This window comes from Bradyrhizobium guangxiense, assembly GCF_004114915.1.
Lineage (GTDB): Bacteria > Pseudomonadota > Alphaproteobacteria > Rhizobiales > Xanthobacteraceae > Bradyrhizobium > Bradyrhizobium guangxiense.
In genome coordinates this window covers 1,345,612-1,365,737 of record NZ_CP022219.1, presented here as the reverse complement: position 1 = coordinate 1,365,737, position 20,126 = coordinate 1,345,612, and the positions used below count along the sequence as shown (strand labels likewise).

The 20,126-nt window shown below is 66.1% G+C and carries 17 protein-coding genes; 10 read left to right on the top strand and 7 right to left on the bottom strand.

Translation table 11 applies throughout. From position 1 onward, the window contains the following. Positions 1-94: 94 nt before the first annotated feature. The gene (locus tag X268_RS06420) at positions 95-901 is read left to right on the top strand and encodes a uracil-DNA glycosylase (protein WP_128924149.1); all 807 of its coding nucleotides are present in this window, start codon (positions 95-97) and stop codon (positions 899-901) included. Between the two features lie 130 nt (positions 902-1,031). Here the strand turns inward: X268_RS06420 and X268_RS06415 are convergent, their stop codons facing one another. The 4 genes from X268_RS06415 to X268_RS06400 all read right to left on the bottom strand — a co-directional run bounded on the left by X268_RS06415 (position 1,032) and on the right by X268_RS06400 (position 5,282). After that, entirely contained in the window at positions 1,032-2,540 is a 1,509-nt protein-coding gene (locus tag X268_RS06415; protein ID WP_128924148.1) for a glycosyltransferase family 39 protein, read from the bottom strand. Positions 2,541-2,709: 169 nt separating this feature from the next. Beyond that, positions 2,710-3,564 (bottom strand): ribonuclease HII, encoded by an 855-nt coding sequence (rnhB, locus tag X268_RS06410; RefSeq protein ID WP_128924147.1) that lies wholly within the window; start codon positions 3,562-3,564, stop codon positions 2,710-2,712. A gap of 73 nt (positions 3,565-3,637) precedes the next feature. Then, on the bottom strand, positions 3,638-4,093 hold the full coding sequence (locus X268_RS06405) for a VOC family protein (RefSeq protein ID WP_128924146.1): 456 nt from the start codon (positions 4,091-4,093) through the stop codon (positions 3,638-3,640). A gap of 22 nt (positions 4,094-4,115) precedes the next feature. Further along, entirely contained in the window at positions 4,116-5,282 is a 1,167-nt protein-coding gene (locus X268_RS06400) for a PA0069 family radical SAM protein (protein WP_128924145.1), read from the bottom strand. A 209-nt stretch (positions 5,283-5,491) separates the two neighbouring features. Between X268_RS06400 and X268_RS06395 the strand changes: the two genes are divergently transcribed. From X268_RS06395 to X268_RS06380, 4 genes are all read left to right on the top strand, one after another. Further along, a complete protein-coding gene (locus tag X268_RS06395) occupies positions 5,492-7,906 on the top strand; it encodes a phosphoketolase family protein (RefSeq protein WP_164937572.1) in 2,415 nt (804 codons plus the stop codon). Position 7,907: 1 nt separating this feature from the next. After that, complete coding sequence (locus X268_RS06390; RefSeq protein WP_128924143.1) at positions 7,908-9,098, top strand: acetate/propionate family kinase; 1,191 nt, start codon at positions 7,908-7,910, stop codon at positions 9,096-9,098. Between the two features lie 82 nt (positions 9,099-9,180). Beyond that, complete coding sequence (locus X268_RS06385) at positions 9,181-11,109, top strand: hypothetical protein (RefSeq protein ID WP_128924142.1); 1,929 nt, start codon at positions 9,181-9,183, stop codon at positions 11,107-11,109. 10 nt (positions 11,110-11,119) lie between these two features. Further along, positions 11,120-12,730 (top strand): PEP/pyruvate-binding domain-containing protein, encoded by a 1,611-nt coding sequence (locus X268_RS06380; protein WP_128924141.1) that lies wholly within the window; start codon positions 11,120-11,122, stop codon positions 12,728-12,730. On the opposite strand, the gene X268_RS06375 is transcribed toward X268_RS06380, so the two are convergent. Next, positions 12,724-13,563 (bottom strand): RMD1 family protein, encoded by an 840-nt coding sequence (locus X268_RS06375; RefSeq protein ID WP_128924140.1) that lies wholly within the window; start codon positions 13,561-13,563, stop codon positions 12,724-12,726. The two genes, X268_RS06380 and X268_RS06375, sit on opposite strands and share 7 nt — an antisense overlap. Positions 13,564-13,883: 320 nt before the next feature. On the opposite strand from X268_RS06375, the gene X268_RS06370 reads away from it, so the two are divergent. After that, positions 13,884-14,459 (top strand): glycosyltransferase family protein, encoded by a 576-nt coding sequence (locus X268_RS06370; protein WP_128924139.1) that lies wholly within the window; start codon positions 13,884-13,886, stop codon positions 14,457-14,459. Between the two features lie 63 nt (positions 14,460-14,522). Continuing rightward, the gene (locus tag X268_RS06365) at positions 14,523-15,452 is read left to right on the top strand and encodes a bifunctional helix-turn-helix transcriptional regulator/GNAT family N-acetyltransferase (RefSeq protein ID WP_128924138.1); all 930 of its coding nucleotides are present in this window, start codon (positions 14,523-14,525) and stop codon (positions 15,450-15,452) included. 162 nt (positions 15,453-15,614) lie between these two features. Here X268_RS06365 and moaB read toward each other — a convergent pair whose 3' ends face one another. Both moaB and ypfJ read right to left on the bottom strand, forming a co-directional pair. Next, positions 15,615-16,178 (bottom strand): molybdenum cofactor biosynthesis protein B, encoded by a 564-nt coding sequence (gene moaB, locus X268_RS06360; protein WP_128924137.1) that lies wholly within the window; start codon positions 16,176-16,178, stop codon positions 15,615-15,617. Positions 16,179-16,325: 147 nt separating this feature from the next. Next, complete coding sequence (gene ypfJ / locus X268_RS06355) at positions 16,326-17,267, bottom strand: KPN_02809 family neutral zinc metallopeptidase (protein ID WP_128924136.1); 942 nt, start codon at positions 17,265-17,267, stop codon at positions 16,326-16,328. Positions 17,268-17,684: 417 nt separating this feature from the next. Here ypfJ and X268_RS06350 point away from each other — a divergent pair, with 417 nt between their 5' ends. From X268_RS06350 to X268_RS06340, 3 genes are all read left to right on the top strand, one after another. Further along, a complete protein-coding gene (locus tag X268_RS06350) occupies positions 17,685-18,815 on the top strand; it encodes a site-specific DNA-methyltransferase (protein ID WP_128924135.1) in 1,131 nt (376 codons plus the stop codon). Between the two features lie 125 nt (positions 18,816-18,940). After that, a complete protein-coding gene (locus X268_RS06345) occupies positions 18,941-19,267 on the top strand; it encodes a hypothetical protein (protein WP_128924134.1) in 327 nt (108 codons plus the stop codon). A gap of 127 nt (positions 19,268-19,394) precedes the next feature. Further along, positions 19,395-20,075 carry a glutathione S-transferase family protein gene (locus X268_RS06340; RefSeq protein ID WP_164937571.1) on the top strand — a complete coding sequence of 227 codons (681 nt, stop codon included), beginning with the start codon at positions 19,395-19,397 and terminating at the stop codon, positions 20,073-20,075. Positions 20,076-20,126: the final 51 nt, after the last annotated feature.

The window sequence follows — 20,126 nt, the reverse complement described above, 5'->3', positions numbered from 1 at the left end:
CCTTGTTTCCGATTTTTCCGGGCAGGACAACCTCGGAATCACATTTCGCCGGGATGCAAGGCGCCCCGGAATGATATAATAGTCAGACTTTCCCATGATCCCCGAACCCGCACCCACCGTCCGCGAGCTGCTTTCCTTCTATCTGGAGGCCGGGGTCGACTGCGCGCTGGCGGAGGAACCGATCGACCGCCTGGCGGAATTGGATGCTCCACCACCGGCCCCGCGCGCGGCACCACCGGTCGAGGCGCCCCGTCCGGTGGCTGCGCCCGCGGTGATGCGTGGCGAGGCCGCAGCCCCTCCCGACATCGCCATCGCTTCGGCGCGCGAGGCGGCGCGGACCGCGCCGACGCTGGAGGCGCTGCGGGAGCTCATGCAAAGCTTCGAGGGCTGCGCGCTGAAGCACACGGCGACGCGACTGGTGTTCGCCGACGGCAATCCGCAGGCGCGCATCATGTTCGTCGGCGAAGCGCCGGGCCGCGATGAGGACATCGAGGGCCTGCCCTTCGTCGGGCGCAGCGGCAAGCTGCTCGATCTGATGATCGGAGCCATAGGCCTCAACCGCAGCACCGCCTACATCGCCAACGTGATTCCCTGGCGGCCGCCGGGCAACCGCACACCGACGCCGCAGGAGACACAGATCTGCCTGCCCTTCATCCAGCGCCAGATCGAGCTGGTGAACCCCGACGTGCTGGTGACGCTCGGCAACCCCTCGACACAGACGCTGCTGGGAACGCGCGAGGGCATCATGCGGACCCGCGGGCGCTGGTTCGACTACGACACGGGTGCGCGCACCATCCGCGCGCTGCCGACCTTCCATCCGGCCTATCTCTTGCGCTCGCCGTCCTACAAGCGGCTGGCGTGGCAGGATCTGCGCGCAATCGCGAAGATGTTGGCGGGATAGCGTAACCACACACGTCGTCATTCCGGGGCGCGGCAAAGGCGCGAACCCGGAATCCATTCATCGACCGACTCTGCAGCTCGATGGATTCCGGGCTCTCGCTTCGCGAGCCCCGGAATGACAGCGCATGTCGCTACGTCCCCTTTGGCCGCACGATGGCCCAGCCGATGCGCAGGAGTTGCTGGCGCCCGGTCACCAGCCATTCGAAGGCGCGCGGCACTTCCGGCACGATTCCGGGAAAGCGTTTGAGAATATCCGGCGGCGGGGTGCCGCCGGTATCGGAGGCGCGCCAGACCACGACGCCGCCGGTCTCGCTGAATCTGGTCTGGTTCATCCAGGGCGTACGCGCAGGATCGGCGTCGATGAACAGATGCGGCCGGCCGGAATGCAACGCGATCAGGCTCGCAAGCTGCGTCTCGCCGGCCACCGCGCGCAGACGATGATTGGTGCGGCGGGCAAAGCTCTCGTCGAAGAAGTCCGATATCGCACGCGCCGGCATCGAGGTCGCGATTTCGGCGGTGCCGGTCCAGGGCAGGAACAGGACGCCGAGCACGACGCCGATGGCCGGCGCCACGACGGCCGCGGCCCACACCATCCGGAGCATCCGCGCGCGGCGCATGGCGATGAGATCGCCGGCCGTAACCACCACGGCAAGCCCGGACGTAACCAGTAGAACGCCGGCGCCGCCAACGACTGAGTCGAGCCCGAGCAGGCCGGAGATCAGCACCCCGCCCAGCATCGGCGCGAGCGCGAAGAAATAGACGTAGTTGCGCGCGAGCGGCTCCACCGGCGGCCTAAAGATGACCGGTGGCTCCTCGCCCTTGCCGGCAAATAGGCTGGTGTTGAGAAAGGTCAGCGCCGGAATCGCGGCGGCCCCGAGCACGAGGCCGCCGAGCAGCCAGGCCGCGTGTAGGGCGCGGGCATTCAGCTCCGCGACTTGCGGCAGGGCCGGCATGGCAAGCGTCTCGGCGCGCATCAACCAGACCGCATAAGGCAGCGCCAGCACCGCGACGACGATCAGCGCGAACAGTGGATCGAGCGCACGCAGCGTCCGGCGGCCGGCGGCGGTCGAGATCGCGAAGACGGCGAGCAGCAGCAGCAGGAAGATCGCGGCCGGCGTCGTCAGCAGCAGCAGGCCGGCCTCGATCGACCAGGCGAACCAGGCATTGCCGCGGCGCTGGCCGATGATCTGCCAGGAGTGCAGCAGCAGCAGCGCCCAGAGCGGCCGGGCCAGGACGAGGGGACCGAAGTCGAGCGCCGACGAGGAGAAGGCGAGCGCCGTCATGGTCAGCAGCGCGGCGAGCACCGCGTGCTGCTGGCCGACCACGGCGCGGGAGAGATGATAGAGCGCAATGAAGGTCGCGATCTCGCAGAGCTCGGCCAGCACATAGACGCCGAACATGTGGCCGCCGGCTGCGCGGTAGGCGATGTCGGCGAGCCAGACCGGCAAGGGTGGGCCGAGGTCGGTGCCGACCTGGTATTCGCGTCCGAAAGCCAGCAGCGTCGCGAGGCTGCCGGGCGGGCTGCGGTAGAACACCAGCGCCACCAACAGCCACATCGCGGCCTGCAGCAGCACGGCGATCCAGACGATCAGCCGCGGCCGGGCGCGAATGAGCTCGATGACCAGGGAGGTAAACCGCATGCAACGCCCGAAAGATGCAGCCAACCCGTCCAGCCGGCCCTATTCGCTCACATCTGTTTTGATAATGGGCGCTGCGCGTCGTGGCAATCTCGGTGTGCTCGCTCTCCCCTGCGGTCTCTCTTCTCCCTCTGCTCGCAGGCGGAGAGAGACGACAGAGGAAGGAGAGCGGTTAGAGATTTGCCGAGACGTCGATCTCGACGCCCGTTTCCACCTGCACTTCGGTCACCGAGAACAAATCCTGCACCGGCTCGACCGTCCAGGGCATGTGCTTGGCGCGGGCGGCGACGACGGGGGCGAAGAAGCTGCGGTGGTGGACGGAGGGCCCGAGGCGGTCGAGGGCATCGAGGTGCTCGGGGACGGCGTAGCCCTTGTGCTGCTCGAAGCCATAGCCGGGGCAGTCCTGCGCCAGCGCGCACATCAGGCGGTCACGCGTCACCTTGGCGATGATGGAGGCTGCGGCGATCGACAGCACGATGCCGTCGCCGCCGATTACGGCCTCGCAATCGCATTCGGTGTCGAGCCGGTCGCGGCCGTCGACGAAGACGTGGCGTGGCGCCTCCGGCAGCGCCGCCACGGCGCGCTTCAGCGCCCACAGCGAGGCGCGCAAGATGTTGTCGCGGTCGATTCGCGAGGGTGAGGCGACGGCAACGGAGACCTGCGCGGTCGCGCAGATCTTGTCGAACAGCTTCTCGCGCTCCTCGGCCGTCAGGCGCTTGGAATCATCGATGCCGCGCGGGATGCGGTCGGGGTCGAGAATCACCGCAGCCGCCACCACGGGACCTGCGAGCGGGCCGCGGCCGGCCTCGTCGCAGCCGGCGACCGGCCAGACGCCGCGCTTGATCAGCGCGCGCTCCCGGCGAAAGCTCGGGGCGGCGACGGCAATGATGCCTTTCCGGCCTGCTATCTTGCCCGTCGACGCCTTGGCCTCGTCGGCCTTCGCCGCCTTAACAGGCGCGGGCTTCTTCGCAGCAGCCTTCTTGGGCGCGGCTTTGGCCGGCTTGGTCGCGGACTTATCCCGAATCATGGCCGGGATCGTGCGCAAGCGGCCCCGCCTGCGCAACCGGGAACCCGGCACAATTCCCGCTATTCAGTCTGCCCTACTCCGCCAGGTGCACCCGCCGATCCTCGCCGACGTCGATGCCGGGTGCGACCACGACCTCCCAGGGATGGCCATCGGGGTCAGCGAAATAACCGGAATAGCCGCCGTAATCGGTCTCGTGTGCGGCCTTCACCAGCGCCGCCCCCTTGCCGAGCGCGAACGCCATCACCGCATCGACCTCCTCGCGTGTCCGACAGTTCCAGGCGAGCGTCATCCCGCGAAAGCTCGAAGGCCTCGGCTGGTCCGGCAACGCCGCGTCCGCCGCGAGCTGATCCCAGGGATACAGCGCGAGCACGGGACCACCGGTATCGTAGAATGCGACCGCCTCGCCGGTTACCTTTAGCCGGCGCGAGAACCCGAGCGCGTCGTAAAAAGCGATGCTGGCACGGATATCGCTGACGCCGAGCGTGATGACGGTGAGCCGCGGCACCGGCACGGTGAGTTCCTTGGCCATGCGACGCTTCTTCCACTCCCGATCAGAACAGGCTGAGCTGATCGCCGTTCCGCTTCGGCCGCGCAAAGTGATCCGTCGTCAGCTTCGAGCGCCGCTTGTTCAGCCCCAGCCTGTCGCAGGCAATCTCGAAGCGGCGACCGATGGTCCAGGCCATCGGTCCCGTACCCTTCATCCGCTCGCCCCATTTCGCGTCGTAGTCGCGCCCGCCGCGCATGTCGCGAATCAAGGTGAAGACGTGGCGATAGCGGTCCGGATAGTTCGCCATCAGCCATTCGCGGAAGAGATCGCGCACCTCCAGCGGCAGCCGCAGCAGCACATAAGAGGCTTCCTTGACGCCGGCATGGGCGGCGGCATCGAGAATACGCTCGATCTCGGAATCGTTCAGCGCCGGGATCACGGGCGCGACCATCACGGTGGTGGGAATGCCGGCGTCCGAGAGCTGCTTCAGCGCCTCCAGCCGCTTCGGGGGCGTCGCCGCCCGCGGCTCCATGGTCCGCGCGAGCTTTGGATCGAGCGAGGTGACCGAGATCGCGACCTTGGCGAGATTGCGCTTGGCCATCCGCGCCAGAATGTCGATGTCGCGCACCACCAACGCCGACTTGGTGACGATGCCGACGGGGTGGCCGGCACGCTCCAGCACCTCGAGAATGCCGCGCATGATCTTTCGCTCGCGCTCGATCGGCTGGTAGGGATCGGTGTTGGTGCCGATCGCGATCATCCGCGGCTCGTAGCCGGAGGCTGCGAGCTCCTTCTCGAGCAGCGCCGCCGCCTCGGGTTTTGCAAACAGCTTCGACTCGAAATCGAGCCCCGCTGAGAGGCCGAGAAAGGCGTGGGTTGGCCGGGCAAAGCAATAGACGCAGCCGTGCTCGCAGCCGCGATAGGGATTGATCGAGCGGTCGAAGCCGATGTCGGGAGAATCGTTGCGGGTGATCACCTTGCGCGAGGTGTCGACCCCGACCGTGGTCTTGAACGGCGGCAGCTCTTCCAGGCTCTGCCAGCCGTCGTCGAAGGCGACGCGCGCCTCGGCCTCGTAGCGGCCACTGGCGTTGGAGTGGGCGCCCCGCCCTCGCCTGCGCACACGCTCGATCGCGACGCCAAGTTCCGGAAAGTCAGAGCCCGCACCCGCCGGCTCGGAGGGCGCCTTGACCGGCGGGGGCTTGAGAGCATGAGAGGATGCTGCTGGACTCATGAGGCCAAGATAGCATGCAAAAGGAACAAATCAAGAACACAAACGAAAAATGGAAAAACAACCCATGCAAAGTAGCCGCCCAAAGTTCGGGCGCGGTCCTTTGACCTCTCGCAACATGCCGGTCATCGCGATTTCGTTTGATGCCGGTCGGGGATCAATCGTCCCGGAACAAAGTTGGTGACGATCGCCGGGTGCAGGTCAGCAGGAATATGACAAATCAACAACAATCGGCCTCAGCGAGCGGCGATCTCGAACTCCTCGATCGCTACTGGCGCGCCGCAAACTACCTCTCGGTCGGGCAAATCTACCTGCTCGACAATCCGCTGCTGCGCGAGCCCTTGCGCGCCGAGCACATCAAGCCGCGTTTGCTCGGCCATTGGGGCACAACGCCAGGCCTCAACTTCATCTATGCCCATCTGAACCGCGTTATCCGCGCGCTTGACGTCGACGTGATCTATGTCTGCGGCCCCGGCCATGGCGGGCCAGGCATGGTCGCCAACACTTATCTCGAAGGCAGCTACAGCGAGATCTATCCCGACATCGCGCGCGATGCGGACGGCATGCGCAAGCTGTTCAGGCAATTCTCCTTTCCAGGCGGCATTCCGAGCCACGCGGCGCCGGAAACGCCCGGCTCGATCCACGAAGGCGGCGAGCTCGGCTACGCGCTGGTGCACGCCTATGGCGCGGCACTGGACAATCCTGATTTGATCGTTGCCTGCGTCGTCGGCGACGGCGAAGCCGAGACCGGCCCGCTCGCTGCGTCCTGGCACTCCAACAAGTTCCTGAACCCCGTCCATGACGGCGCGGTGCTGCCGGTCCTGCATTTGAACGGCTACAAGATCGCCAATCCGACCGTGCTCGGACGGATGGGCGATGCGGAAATCCGCGATCTGTTCCGCGGCTTCGGCCACGAGCCGCTGTTCGTCGAGGGTGATGATCCCAAATTGATGCACCAGGCCATGGCGGACGCGCTCGACGTCGCGTTCGCCAGCATCCGCTCGATCCAGCAGCACGCGCGGGACGGACGCAAAAGCGTCGAGCGGCCGCGCTGGCCGATGATCGTGCTGCGCAGCCCGAAGGGCTGGACTGGCCCGAAAGAGGTCGACGGCAAGAAGGTCGAGGGCTTTTGGCGCGCCCATCAGGTCCCCGTCGCAGGCTGCCGCGAAAACCCGGCGCACCGACAAGTGCTCGAAGACTGGATGCGCAGCTACGAGCCGGAAAAGCTGTTCGACGCAGGTGGCGCCCTCGTTCCCGAGCTTCAGGCGCTGGCCCCCGGCGGCAACCGCCGCATGGGCGCCAATCCGCATGCCAATGGCGGCCTGCTCAAGAAGGAGCTGAAGCTGCCGGACTTCCGCAGCTTCGCGGTCGACGTGCGACAGCCCGGCGGCGTCATCGCCGAGGCGACGCGCGAACTCGGCAAATTCCTGCGCGACGTCATCGGTCTCAACGCCAAGGAGCGCAACTTCCGCATCATGGGCCCGGACGAGACCGCGTCAAACCGGTTGGATGCAGTGTTCGAGACGACCGAACGGGTCTGGATGGAGCCGATCGAATCCTATGACGTGCATCTGGCGCAGGACGGCCGTGTCATGGAGGTGCTGAGCGAGCATCTTTGCCAGGGCTGGCTCGAGGGCTATCTGCTCACCGGCAGGCATGGCTTCTTCTCGTGCTACGAGGCCTTCATCCACATCGTGGATTCCATGTTCAACCAGCACGCCAAATGGCTGAAGGTCACGCGTGATCTGCCGTGGCGGCGGCCGATCGCCTCGCTCAATTATCTCCTGACCTCGCATGTCTGGCGTCAGGACCATAACGGCTTCAGCCATCAGGACCCCGGCTTCGTCGACCTCGTCGCCAACAAGAAGGCCGATATCGTCCGCATCTACTTCCCGCCGGATGCCAACACGCTGCTGTGGATCGCCGATCACTGCCTGCGCACCTACAACCGCATCAACGTCATCGTCGCCGGCAAGCAGCCGGCGCCGCAATGGCTCTCGATGCAGGACGCAGCCACGCATTGCGATGCCGGAATCGGCATCTGGACCTGGGCGGGGACAGAGGGGGCAACGGGCGAGCCCGACGTGGTGATGGCCTGCGCCGGCGACGTGCCGACGCTGGAGACGCTCGCCGCCGTCGACTTCTTGCGCAAGGCGCTGCCGGACCTGAAGATCCGCGTCGTCAACGTCGTCGACCTCATGACGCTGCAACCGAAGGAGCAGCATCCGCACGGCCTGTCCGACCGTGACTTCGACAGCCTGTTCACCTCCGACAAGCCCGTCATCTTCGCCTATCACGGCTATCCTTATCTGATCCACCGGCTGACCTATAACCGCACCAACCATGCCGGCATGCATGTGCGCGGCTTTGCCGAGGAAGGCACCACGACGACGCCGTTCGACATGGTCGTGCTCAACGAACTCGACCGCTACCACCTCGCAATCGAGGCGATCGAACGCGTGCCCGGGCTCGCAGCCAGGGCCGCGCAGGCCAAACAGCAATTTCGCGACAAGCTGATCGAGCATTCGCGCTATGTGCGCGAGCATGGCGAGGACATGCCGGAGATCCGCGACTGGGTCTGGCCCAATAGCTCCTGCGGCAACACGCCGACCGAGGCCGGCGACTAGCATGTCTGACACGGTCCTCGTCCTCAACTCGGGATCGTCGAGCATCAAGTTCGGCCTGTTCGACATCGCGGCGACTGAGCCCAGCCTGCTTTGCAAGGGTCTGCTCGACGAGCACGAGGCAAGACCCCGGCTGGTGGTGAGGAGTCCGGCGGGCGAAGACCTGTTCGAGACGCGAAGAGAGGCGGCGGATGCCGAGGGCGGTCATCTGTTCGCCGACGTGCTCGCCTTCATCGCGGACCGGTTCGGCGAACGCCCATTGCGGGCCGTCGGTCACCGTATCGTCCACGGGGGGCCGGACTATTCAGGTCCGGTCGCGCTGACCGACGAGGTCATCGCGAAGCTCGCGGCATTGACGCCGCTGGCGCCGCTGCACCAGCCGAGGTGCCTCGCGCCAATTCGCGCGCTTGCGGCGATCCGGCCCGCGCTGACGCAGATCGCCTGCTTCGACACCGCCTTCCATCACAGCATGCTCGCGCCCGCCAACCGTTTCGCCATCCCGCGGCGGTATGAAGAGCGCGGCGTCAGGCGCTACGGTTTTCACGGCCTCTCCTTTGAATATGTCGCGGGCCGCCTTGCCGAGCTCGCGCCGCAGCTTGCGTCCAGGCGCACCGTGATCGCGCATCTCGGCAACGGCGCCAGCCTTTGCGCGCTCCGCGATGGCCGCAGCGTCGACACCACGATGGGGCTGACCCCGCTCGACGGCCTCATGATGGGCACGCGCTGCGGCACCATCGATCCCGGCGTGCTGCTCTATCTGCTGCAGCACGAGATGATGTCGGTGGATGAGGTCCAGCACCTGCTCTATCACCAGTCCGGCCTCGTCGGCGTCTCCGGCATCTCCGCCGACATGCGAACGCTGCTGGCGAGCCGCGAGACCGCCGCGCGCGAGGCCGTCGATCTCTTCACTTTCCGTGCGGCCCAGCAAGTCGCGACGATGGCGACGACGCTTGGCGGGCTGGACTGTCTCGTCTTCACCGGCGGTATCGGCGAGCACGCCGGGGAGATCCGCAGCGCGCTCTCCGAGCGGCTCGGCTGGCTCGGCGTGCGCATCGATGCTGCGGCGAATGGCGACGGGCGCGAGCGCATCAACGACGGCAACAGTGCCGTCGACGTCTTCGTCATTCCTACCGACGAAGAGATGACGATTGCGCGCCATTGCGCAGCGCTGATCCGCGGACGCGGCGCCACGTGACATTTTTATGAATGATCTGCCGCAATGATGCGGCCGCGGTTTCGCGGCACAAGGACAGCATCAATTTTCGAGCGGACGGATCATGAAAACCCACATCATCGAAGAGCTCGGACAAGGCGGCATCCTGTTGCCCGCGCTGGTGGCGGAAGGGCTCGCCGCCAACGACCGCATCAAGGTGCGGATGAGCGCACTGCAGGCGGCGGCCCAGCACGCGCAAGAGCCGGGTCGGCCCCCAAGCGACCTTGGAGTCGAGAGCCAGACTGCGGGCATCGCCCCCGCGGGGATCGCAGCACTGATCGGCGGCGCCCGTCTGATCGGACCGGGTCGGCTCACGGCTCCCGAACTCGCGAAGCTGATGCAGGAGATCGCGGACGACGCCGCGACCATGATCCGCGCCGTCGGCGCCGGTGCGGCGAGCGAAGGCGAGAGAGCGCAGGCACGCCTCGACACGATCCGCGCGGCCGGCCTGCTCGCCTCGACAGGCGAGATCGCGCTGTCCCACATCGTGCGTCTGACCGGCGTGGCTGACGCGGGCGGCGACAGCCTGCATCGCCTCGTCATGGATCTGCACAAGCAGCTCAACAGGCTGGCAACGAGCTGCGCGGAAGAAGTGCTCGACGGCGCCCATGTCTTCGGCCTGCACAGCGAGGACCGGCCGGCCGTCGCCGCCTTCATGAAGGGCCTGAACGCGACGCGCGGCCTCAAGTTCAATCATCCCGGCCTCGACACCATGGCCACACGCGCCGACGGCCGGCTGCTGATCCAGAACGACATCGGCACCACGGATGCCCACGTCGTCGTCATCACGGTGAAGAAGAACGCGGTCACGGTCACCTACACCGACGCGCATCTGGCACGCGCGAAGTTCTTCATCTCGCTGTTCGAGACCTTCGAGGCGACCTGGAGCGGACTGGATCGTCACACCGCAGCAGGCCTCGGCGAAGACAATTCCTTCTATCTCGTCACCGGTCAGCTTCAGTCCGGACACGCCGCCGATCGCAACGAATTCCTCGCCGCCCTCGGCGCCGCGCTGGTCTTCCTGATCGACTGGAACAAGGCACGCAAGCTGCTCAGGACCTGGGTTGCCAAGGAGGATGCGGCACGCATCCTGGAATGGGCTGCCCGTCAGCGGATCGGCCATCGCGGCTTCCTCGAGCTCGGCGGCAACGATCTGCTGGGCTCCGCGGTCCGGAACGCCGCCCCCACGCGGATCGGCTTCGGCGAGCGGCTCGACCAGGCGCTCGGACGCAACGCCGCAATCGACTTTCTGAAGGCCTCGCTGCGCGCCTCCACCGAGGCACTGCTCGCGGGCCGCTCGGTCAGGACCGTGCGCGACCAGATCGAAGCCGATCTGATGCGGCACCTGGATCGCGTCGATGGGGCTTTGCTGGCAGTGGTGCTGCGGCAGATCGGTCTCGCCCACGATCTCGTCGCGGCGATTTCGCGCCATATCGCCGCGTTGCGGGCCGGTCAGCCCGCCGACGGCACGCTGCTGACGCAGCGCTGCGGCACGATCGAGCGAAAGGCCGACAGAATCGCATTCGAGAGCCGCAACGAGGTCGACCGGCTCAATGCGCGTCCGCTGATCGGGCAATTGATCGATCGCGCCGAGGAAGCGGTCGACGAGCTGGAGCAGGCCGCGTTCATCGCCTCGCTGATGCCGGAAACAACCGATCCGGCCCTGCTGACGTCGCTGGCCGAGCTCTGCGCGGTGGCAGAGACCGCCACCGAAATCGCCGCGAGCGGCGTCGCCGCTGCGATCGACGTGCCGGAGGGACGGCGCGCCGATTCGGAGGACGCGCTCTCCGCCGTGACCCGCCTGATCGATGCCGAGCACGCCGCCGACAACCGCGAACGTGCGACGACCGCACTGGTCTTCTGCGGCGGCTTCGACGTCGCGACCTCGCTGTCGGTGATCGAGCTCGCCCGCGCCGTCGAGCGCGCCACCGACCGCTTCGCCGCGTTCGGTCATCTGCTCCGCCGCCACATCATGATCGATCTTGCAGCTTGAGGGGACCACCATGCATATCGTGCGTATCGGCGGCGAAGCCTCCGAATTGCGGCCCGCCGAAGAGATCGGCGCCAAGGCCGCCAACCTCGCCCGCATGGCGGCACTGGGCCAGCCGGTGCCGCCGGCCTTCGTGCTCCCGGTCAAGCTCTGCGCCGACATCATCGCCGGCCATGCGCACGCCACACGACAACTGCGCGACGGCTTGGAGGAAGGCATCTCGTTCCTGGAGAGCGCGACCGGAAAGCGCTTTGGCGACCGCCGGCAGCCGCTGCTGGTCTCCGTGCGCTCGGGTGCGGCGCGATCGATGCCGGGCATGCTCGACACCGTTCTGAATGTCGGTTGCACGCTAGGCGCCGTGCATGGCCTGATCCGTGCGACCGGCCGGCCGCGGCTCGCCTGGGATTGCCGGCGCCGCTTCCTGGAGAGCTTTGGCGAGACCGTGCTCGAGCTCGACCAGGCTGCATTTGCCACGCAGATCTCCCAACTCGTCGCAGCCGAATGCGCCGGCAGCGACCGCGAGCTCGACAGCGAAGCGCTCGAGCGGCTCGCCGGCCGCGAGCAGGCGCTGAGCGAGGATCGCGCCGATGGCTCGCTGGAGGATGCGTTCGCGCAGTTGCAGGCGGCAGCCCAGGCTGTTTATCGATCCTGGACGAGCGAGCGCGCGCGAACTTATCGGAGCCTCCAGCGCCTCGAAACGCTGGAGGGGACCGCCGTGACCGTGCAGGCGATGGTCTTCGGCAACGGCGGTCTTGCCTCCGGCGCGGGCGTGGCGTTCTCGCGCGATCCGTCGACGGGCGCGCGGCGCCCGATGATCGACCTCGTGCTCGATGCGCAGGGGGAAGACGTCGTTTCCGGAAGGCGCGCACCCGACACGACCGAGGCGATCGCCCGCGAGTTGCCGAAGCTGGAATCCGAACTTGGCGATATTCTGAGGCAACTCGAGCGCGCGTTCGCCGACGTCCAGGATGTCGAGTTCACGGTCGAGAATGGCAAGCTTTGGATCCTGCAGACCCGGGCGGCCAAGCGCACGCCGCGAGCCGCCGTCAGGATCGCGATCGACTTCGTGCATGAAGGGCTGATCTCGAAAGACGAGGCGCTGGAACGGATGGCGGAGATCGACCTCGCCTCGCTCACGGAAACGCGGCTGGTTTCCGCGGGCGAACCCGCAACGACTGGCATCGGCGCCTCCGGCGGCATTGGTATTGGACGGACGGCGTTCTCGTCCGAAAGCGCGCAGCGCCTGTCGGCCGCGGGCGAGCCGGTCATCCTGCTGCGTCCCGACACCAGCACCGCCGATGTCGCGGGCTTCGCTCTGGCCGCCGGCATCGTCACGACGGTCGGTGCGCGCACCTCGCATGCAGCATTGGTGGCGCGGCAAATGGGCAAGCCCTGCGTGGTTGGCTGCCGTGAGCTGAAGATCGACCCTGCCGGCAGGCAAGCGCAACTCGGCAGTCTCAACCTTGCCGAAGGCGAGTGGATCACGATCGAAGGCGATGCCGGAGCGCTCTATCTCGGACGCTGCGAGACGATCCGGACACGGCCCGAAGCCGAGCTCGCCGAGATCGCCGCCTGGAAGGCGCAATCCGGCCGACATGGCAGGCTCGCCGCCGCGCCTCAGTGAGTGCCGGTCAGGATCTGGAAACAGCCGATCGCGACCTCGATCACGATCAGCACCACCACCGCGACTTCGAGGCGAAGCGAGCGCTGGGTATCGATGATGTCGGTGAGCGCGTTGGCGGTCTCCGACACCGCGGTGAGCTTGCGCTCGAGCGTGTCGAGGCGCTCCTTCAACTCGTACTCGTCCTCCAGACGGGAATAGAGCCGGTCGAGCTCGGGCTTCTCCCAGAGCACGTCGGGCTTCTCGGCAATCGCGACGCGGCCGGCGACGCGCTGCTGCACCAAAAGTGCATTGCCGATCAGTTGCAGGATGCCCCTGCGCCGGCGCGGCGTGCGGCCGTGTTCGGCGAGCTCCCGTGCAAACGGCTCGATCACATCGAAGACTGCGGCGACGCGTCGCTCGTCGCGCGCGAGCGACGTGCTCTTGGCGAGCGCATCCGCAACCAGCAGCAGCCGGTCGTCGGAGAACTTGGCGAGGCAGATCGGCCCGCCAGGCTGGATCGCCTCGGCGGCCTCGTCGTTGCAGAGCTGCGCCTGCGCGATCTCCTCCTCGTAGGGGCTGAGCTCTCCGGTCACGCGTGACTTCAGGTTGTCGATGAGAACCTTCTCCTCCGAAGGGAGCAGCCCGATCAGCACCACGACGCCGTAGCGGAAGATCACGGCAAGACCGGCATGGACGCGGAAAGCGGCCGGGGTGGAAGAAACCAGCGTCCCGATCTCGAGGCCGGAGGCATTGATGCGGTCACCCAGCATCAGCGCCCGGATCCGCAAGCTCGGCGCAGCCTCCTGCTTCGGCGATGCCGGCGCCGCGCCAACGGCGAGTTGATCGGCGGTCATGGGAGCCCTCCACCGGCACCAAAGTCACACATTTCCCGCCCCGAACCTTTCTCGCAAGGCGCATCTTCCCGCCGGACCCGTTGCGGCACCGCCGCAGCGGCGCAGTGAAACCAGGGGTTAATACCCTCGGGACGAGCTTGTGCCGAAACATTCGGCAAGATCGGCAGCCCGCACCTGACACATTTGGCTGCGGTGACCGCCGCGATTTACCATCGGCCCCGAAGCGCCGCCAGAAAGTTGCACTCGGCAACGCTACGGGTTTATGACAGCATCATTGCGAGCTACGCTTCTCCCGAAGTGCAGACCTTGAAGCCACAATCATGCTGAGCGTCATCATTCCGACCGAAGGCGTCGAGCAGACGGCCGTGGCGACTCTGGCCGCGCTCGTCCCCGGCGCCGCTGCCGGCGTCATCCGCGAAGTGCTCCTGGTCGACGGCACCGGCAACGGCGTGATCGAGCGCGTTGCCGACGTCGCGGGCTGCCGTTTCGTCGGCTTCGAGGGCGCCTCGCAGGGCGCTGCGCTCGCGGCCGGCGCGCTCCAGGCCCGTTCGCCGTGGTTGATGTTCTTGCCGGCAGGCGCCGTGCTGGAAACCGGGTGGATCGAGGAGACCAGCCAGTTCATCCAGGCCGTCGCGACCAGCGGACGGGACCGCGCCGCCGTGTTCCGCTATGCCCGCTCGCCTTACGCAGATACCGGATTGCGCGACATCCTCCGGGCCGTGACGCGCAGGCTGATCGGCCCGCTCGGCGATCAGGGGCTTCTGATCGCGCGTGATCATTACGACCGGCTCGGCGGCTACCCGCCGCAGGCCCGCCGTTCCGAAGCGCGGCTGCTCCGGCGGCTCGGCCGCTCGTCCCGGACCCTGCTGCGCAGCCGGATCGTCATGGTCGCTTGAACGTCGCCAGATACTTGCCAAAGTCAATCAATTAATTGACAATGGCAAATATCGAGGTGCTCCATGTCATTTGAAGTTACCGACACCCACATCGCCGCGGTTCGCGCCTTCAACCGTTTCTATACCCGCAAGCTTGGGGTGCTCGACCAGCACCTTGGACAGACCCCGTTTTCGCTCAGCGAGGCGCGGGTGCTCTATGAGCTCGCCCATCGCGACGAGCTGGCGGCCAAGGAGATCGGCAGCGAGCTCGGTCTCGATGCCGGCTATCTCAGCCGCATCGTCCAAAGCTTCGACGAAAAGGGGCTGATCACGCGCAAGCCCCTACCCGCAGATCGCAGGCAATACCAGCTCAGCCTCACCGCCAAAGGCCGCCAGACGTTCGCCAAGCTGAACCTGAGCTCGCAAAATGAGGTCGCCGCGATGCTGGCTCCGCTTTCGGCCAGCGATGCAACGCGGCTCACGCAGGCGATGGCCACCATCGAGTCCGTGCTGGAGCAACGCCGAACCCAGCCCGCTTCTTTCATGCTGCGCAGCCACCGTGTCGGTGACATGGGCTGGATCATCTCCCGCCAGGCCGCCGCCTATGCCGCCGACTACAATTGGGACATCAGCTACGAGGCGCTGGTCGCAGAGATCTGCGCGCAGTTCATCAAGAATTACGACGCCGCACGCGAGCACTGCTGGATCGCGGAAGTCGGCGGCGAGCCGGTCGGCTCGGTCTTCCTGGTCAAGGCCACGGACGAAATCGCCAAGCTGCGCCTGCTGCAGGTGGAGAAGAAAGCGCGGGGGCTCGGCGTCGGCCGCGCGCTGGTCGAGCAATGCATGCAGGGCGCACGCGAGCGGGGCTACAGCAAGATGACGTTGTGGACCCAAAGCATCCTGGTCGCCGCCCGCGGCATCTACAAGAGCGCGGGATTCAAGCTGGTCGCGACCGAACCGCATCACAGCTTCGGTGTCGACCTGGTCGGAGAGACCTGGGAGCTGGATCTGTAACGCTCTCGCAGCGAGCAAGATGCGCATGAATGCGCCCTCGCCCCTCGTGGGAGAGGGCATGTCAACTGGCAGACACAAGCTCGCTTGGGTGAGGGGTACCCACAAGGGGGAGAAGGAAGAGTCTGTGCCTCGATCAGCTAGACGTTATCCGCACCAACGCGCTCACACCGTCGCGCCCTGCGCCTTCGGCCTGCGCAGATGCTCGTCCAGCCGCGGCATGATCTCGACGAAATTGCAGGGGCGCGTGCGGTAGTCGAGCTGGGCGGCGAGGATGCCGTCCCAGCCGTCGCGGCAGGCACCCGGGGAGCCCGGCAGACAGAAGATGTAGGTGGCACCGGCGACGCCGGCGGTGGCGCGGCTCTGAATCGTGGACGCGCCGATCTTGGCATGACTCAGCATGTGGAACGTGATCGAGAAGCCATCCATGCGCTTCTCGAACAGCGGCTCGATCGCCTCCGGCGTGACGTCGCGTCCGGTGAAGCCGGTGCCGCCGGTGGTGATGACGACGTCGACGACGCTATCGGCAATCCAGCGGCGGATCACGGCACGGATCGCCTCGACGTCGTCGGTGACGATCTCGCGCGCGGCGAGACGATGGCCGGCGGCGGTGAGACGATCGACCAGGGTCTGGCCGGACTTGTCATCGCTGAGCGCGCGCGTGTCGGACACGGTGAGCACCGCGATGTTGAGCGGGATGAACTGTTTCGTTTCGTCGATCGAAGCCATCGCCCTGCACCTTCTTTCAACACCCACCGCCGTCATCCCGAGGTGCGCACCTAACGGCAGGCACCTCATGACGACGCCACTACTCCCGGATTCCGAGATGCACAATTGCGCATCATAATTCGTGCTTCGTCCTGGGCATGGCGAGGCCTACAACGCTCCCGCGCCGAACGTGTTGCAGGCCTGGACCGTGCCTTGCTGGTAGCCGGTCATGAACCATTGCTTGCGTTGCGCGGCCGAGCCGTGGGTGAAGGAGTCCGGCACCACGCGCCCCGTGGCCTGGCGCTGCAGCGTGTCGTCGCCGATCGCGCTCGCCGTGGTCAGCGCGGCGTCGATGTCGCCGGGCTCGAGGAAGTTCGGACGCTTCTTCGCCTCGCGATTGACCCAGACGCCGGACAGACAGTCGGCCTGCAGCTCGACCTTGACCTGAAGCGCATTGGCCTCGGCCTTGCTGCCGGCCTGCTGTTGCAGCCGCGTCACGCGCGGGATGATGCCGAGGAGGTTCTGGATGTGATGGCCCGCCTCGTGCGCGATGATGTAGGCGGTGGTGAAATTGCACGCCGACTTGCCGGAGCAGCCGCGAAAGCGCGTCTCGACCTCGCGGAAGAAGCTGGTGTCGAGAAAAATGGTGCGGTCCGGCGGACAATAGAACGGGCCCATCGCCGACTGCGCCATGCCGCAGCGCCCGCCATTGGTGGCGTTGCGGAACAGCACGATCTTCGGGCCGGTATAGGACTGGCCCGAGGCCTGGAAGATCTCGCTCCAGCGGTCGTCGATCTCACCGAGAATGCCGGAGATCATGCTGCCCATCTCGTCGGTCGGCGCGCCGCGCTTGCCGGCCGAGGCCTGGCGATCGGTCTGGTAGGTCGGCGCCTGGCCGCCACCGGTGAGGATCTCGGCGCCGCCGATCAGGATGCGCGGATCGATGCCGAAGGCGTAGCCGACCAGACCGAGGATGATGATCGTGCCGATGCCGAGCCCGCCGCCGCCCATGGGCAGGCCGAACCCGCCGCCTCCGCCGCCGCCAAAGCCACCACCTTCGTCGCGACGATCCTCGATGTCGTCGCTGCGGCGGAAGTCATCGTAACGCATGGCGGCCTTCCCTTTGGGGTCCCTGATTCAGTCTCATCGGTGCGCAAGAACGCGAAAGCTCAACGCGCCACACAGGTAAAATTTCCGTTGCCTTTATCAATATCGTGGCCGGCAAAAATTGCCTAGTGCGGCAGCATGTCGAGGCCAGCAATTTTTTCCGAGGGTCGAGCAATTTTTTCCGAGAGAAATTTGCAGCCTTTTTGCAGCCATGATTGCGTCCGCCGCCTAAGCAAACGCGAAATCTCCCGTAAAATACAGCGAATGCGCGCGACGACATGCGTGCAGAACGCGACGCGAGACCTGCTCAACAAAACGGCGGGTTAAGTCGATTTTTACTTTGCCGCTGCAATGTAGCGGTCAGTCGGTTGTTTGGTCCCGCGTCGCCGACAGCGTCGCCTGAGTCAGAGTTCTTGAGTCATGGTAGAGTCGCGTCGCGGGGCGTCTGCAAGGGCGCCCCGCACAAATTTTGAGTCTCCGTCGCATCGTATCGTCCTCGGCGATTGCGTCGCCGAGATGTCGAAGCTTCAGGCCGGTTCGGTCGATCTCGTGTTCGCCGATCCGCCCTACAATCTCCAGCTCAAGGGCGATCTCAAGCGCCCCGACGAATCCCACGTCGACGCCGTCGACGACGACTGGGACAAGTTCGATTCGTTCTCGGCCTATGACGATTTCACCCGCGCCTGGCTGCTTGCCGCGCGCCGCGCCATGAAGCCGTCGGCGACGATCTGGGTGATCGGCTCCTATCACAACATCTTCCGCGTCGGCGCGATCATGCAGGACCTCGGCTTCTGGCTCCTGAACGACATCGTCTGGCGCAAGTCGAACCCGATGCCGAATTTCCGCGGCCGCCGTTTCACCAACGCGCACGAGACCATGATCTGGGCCGCGCGCGACGAGAAGGCCAAGGGCTACACGTTCAATTACGAGACGCTGAAGGCCGCCAATGAGGACGTGCAGGCGCGGTCCGACTGGCTGATCCCGCTCTGCACCGGCGAGGAGCGCCTCAAGGGCGCCGACGGCAAGAAAGTGCATCCGACGCAGAAGCCGGAAGGCCTGCTGGCGCGCGTGCTGTTGTCGTCGTCGAAGCCGGGCGATCTCGTGATCGATCCGTTCAACGGCACCGGCACCACCGGCGCGGTCGCAAAGCGCCTCGGCCGCTCTTATATCGGCTTCGAGCGCGACAAGACCTACGCCAAGGCCGCCGAAGCGCGCATCGCCAAGGTCGAGCCGCTGCCGGAAGAGAGCCTCGCCCCGTTCATGACCGCGCGGGAAGCGCCGCGGGTCGCATTCTCCGAGCTGATCGAGCGCGGCATGATCATGCCCGGCACGAAGCTGTTCGACGCCAAGAAGAAGCTCGGCGCCCTGGTGCGCGCCGACGGCGCCATCATGTTCGGCGACAAGGTCGGCTCGATCCACCGCATCGGCGCCGTGGCGCAGGGCGCGCAAGCCTGCAACGGCTGGACCTTCTGGCACGTCGAGACCAAGAAGGGCCTCAAGCTGATCGACGAGCTGCGCGCCGAAATCCGCGCCGGCATGGCGGCGGAGTAGTCTCCCGCCGCCATTCCAGGCTCGCGCCAAGAGGCGCGCCCCGGAATGACAGCACTGGTGGTTGAAAGCCGCCACGGCCAGGACTAGATTCGCCCGATCAGCCCCGTCCCGACCGGCCTGCTCCCATGCGACGACAGTCCGAGACATTGCTGCTGGTGCCGCTGCTGCCGATCTTCCTGGTCGGCATGTTTCCGATGTTCCTGATCGCCCTGCTCGGATTCTTCGGCCTCGCGCTGTTCGGCGTGCTTGTGATCTGCGTCGGCCTCGCCTCCAGCAACGAGGCGCACGACAATTTCAATCAGGACGTCATCATTCACGGCTACGCGCGCGGCTCGGAGCGCGCGGCGCGGGCCTCCGACATGCATCTCGCCACCCGGCTCGGGCTGCGCCTTGAAGCGGTCGGCGCGGCGATGGTCCTTACGGCGGCGATCGGCCTTTGTTACGCCGGCTGATCTGCGCAGAGCGCAGATACCGCCCAGCAAACTCGCCGGTTGCTCCCTCCGACGCGGTTCGGCAAGAGAGGCGGCGTGGCAGTGATGCTGCGTTCGCTCTCGGCAAGAAACACTGGGGAGATCTGTGATGCTAAAATTCTACTTCAACGGCTCGCCGAACCCGACCAAGGTCGCGCTTTACCTGGAAGAGGCCGGGCTTGCTTTCGAGCCCGTGAAGATCGACACCCGCAAGGGCGAGCAGTTCACGCCCGAATATCTCAAGATCAATCCGAATGCCAAGGTGCCGGCGATCGACGATGGCGGCACCATCGTGTTCGATTCGAACGCCATTCTGCTCTATCTGGCCGAGAAGACCGGCAAATTTCTCCCCGCCAACCGGGCCGAACTGCTGTCCTGGCTGATGTTCGTGGCAAGCGGCGTCGGCCCCTATTCGGGTCAGGCCGTGCACTTCAAGCATTTTGCGCCGAAGGACCAGAACCACGACTACGCCCATAACCGCTACCAGTACGAGACCGACCGCCACTACAAGATTCTCGACGCTCACCTCAAAGGCCGCCGCTACATGGTCGGCGATGACTATTCGATCGTCGACATGGCGCTGTGGGGCTGGGCGCGGATGCTGCCGTTCAAGCTCGGCGACGACGCCTTTGCGCGCTACCCGAACGTGAAGCGGCTGGTCGACGAGATCTCGGCGCGCCCTGCGGCGGCACGCGCGATCGCGCTGAAGGACAAGTTCACCTTCAAGGCCGAGATGGACGACGAGGCGCGCGCCAACATGTTCAAGCACATGACGACCAAGGTGGCCTGATCACGCCGTGCCGCTCTTCGAGGCCACGCGCTCGCGCGTGGCCTTTTGCGT

Excerpts from the sequence above, each read along its gene's own strand:
- X268_RS06405 (WP_128924146.1), bottom strand. The coding sequence starts at position 4,093 with ATGGCCAAGGAACTCACCGTGCCGGTGCCGCGGCTCACCGTCATCACG.
- X268_RS06415 (WP_128924148.1), bottom strand. The coding sequence starts at position 2,540 with ATGCGGTTTACCTCCCTGGTCATCGAGCTCATTCGCGCCCGGCCGCGG.
- X268_RS06365 (WP_128924138.1), top strand. The coding sequence starts at position 14,523 with ATGTCATTTGAAGTTACCGACACCCACATCGCCGCGGTTCGCGCCTTC.
- X268_RS06345 (WP_128924134.1), top strand. The coding sequence starts at position 18,941 with ATGCGACGACAGTCCGAGACATTGCTGCTGGTGCCGCTGCTGCCGATC.
- X268_RS06385 (WP_128924142.1), top strand. The coding sequence starts at position 9,181 with ATGAAAACCCACATCATCGAAGAGCTCGGACAAGGCGGCATCCTGTTG.
- X268_RS06400 (WP_128924145.1), bottom strand. The coding sequence starts at position 5,282 with ATGAGTCCAGCAGCATCCTCTCATGCTCTCAAGCCCCCGCCGGTCAAG.
- X268_RS06395 (WP_164937572.1), top strand. The coding sequence starts at position 5,492 with ATGACAAATCAACAACAATCGGCCTCAGCGAGCGGCGATCTCGAACTC.
- X268_RS06375 (WP_128924140.1), bottom strand. The coding sequence starts at position 13,563 with ATGACCGCCGATCAACTCGCCGTTGGCGCGGCGCCGGCATCGCCGAAG.
- X268_RS06370 (WP_128924139.1), top strand. The coding sequence starts at position 13,884 with ATGCTGAGCGTCATCATTCCGACCGAAGGCGTCGAGCAGACGGCCGTG.
- ypfJ (WP_128924136.1), bottom strand. The coding sequence starts at position 17,267 with ATGCGTTACGATGACTTCCGCCGCAGCGACGACATCGAGGATCGTCGC.
- X268_RS06420 (WP_128924149.1), top strand. The coding sequence starts at position 95 with ATGATCCCCGAACCCGCACCCACCGTCCGCGAGCTGCTTTCCTTCTAT.
- X268_RS06380 (WP_128924141.1), top strand. The coding sequence starts at position 11,120 with ATGCATATCGTGCGTATCGGCGGCGAAGCCTCCGAATTGCGGCCCGCC.
- X268_RS06390 (WP_128924143.1), top strand. The coding sequence starts at position 7,908 with ATGTCTGACACGGTCCTCGTCCTCAACTCGGGATCGTCGAGCATCAAG.
- rnhB (WP_128924147.1), bottom strand. The coding sequence starts at position 3,564 with ATGATTCGGGATAAGTCCGCGACCAAGCCGGCCAAAGCCGCGCCCAAG.
- X268_RS06340 (WP_164937571.1), top strand. The coding sequence starts at position 19,395 with ATGCTAAAATTCTACTTCAACGGCTCGCCGAACCCGACCAAGGTCGCG.
- X268_RS06350 (WP_128924135.1), top strand. The coding sequence starts at position 17,685 with ATGGTAGAGTCGCGTCGCGGGGCGTCTGCAAGGGCGCCCCGCACAAAT.
- moaB (WP_128924137.1), bottom strand. The coding sequence starts at position 16,178 with ATGGCTTCGATCGACGAAACGAAACAGTTCATCCCGCTCAACATCGCG.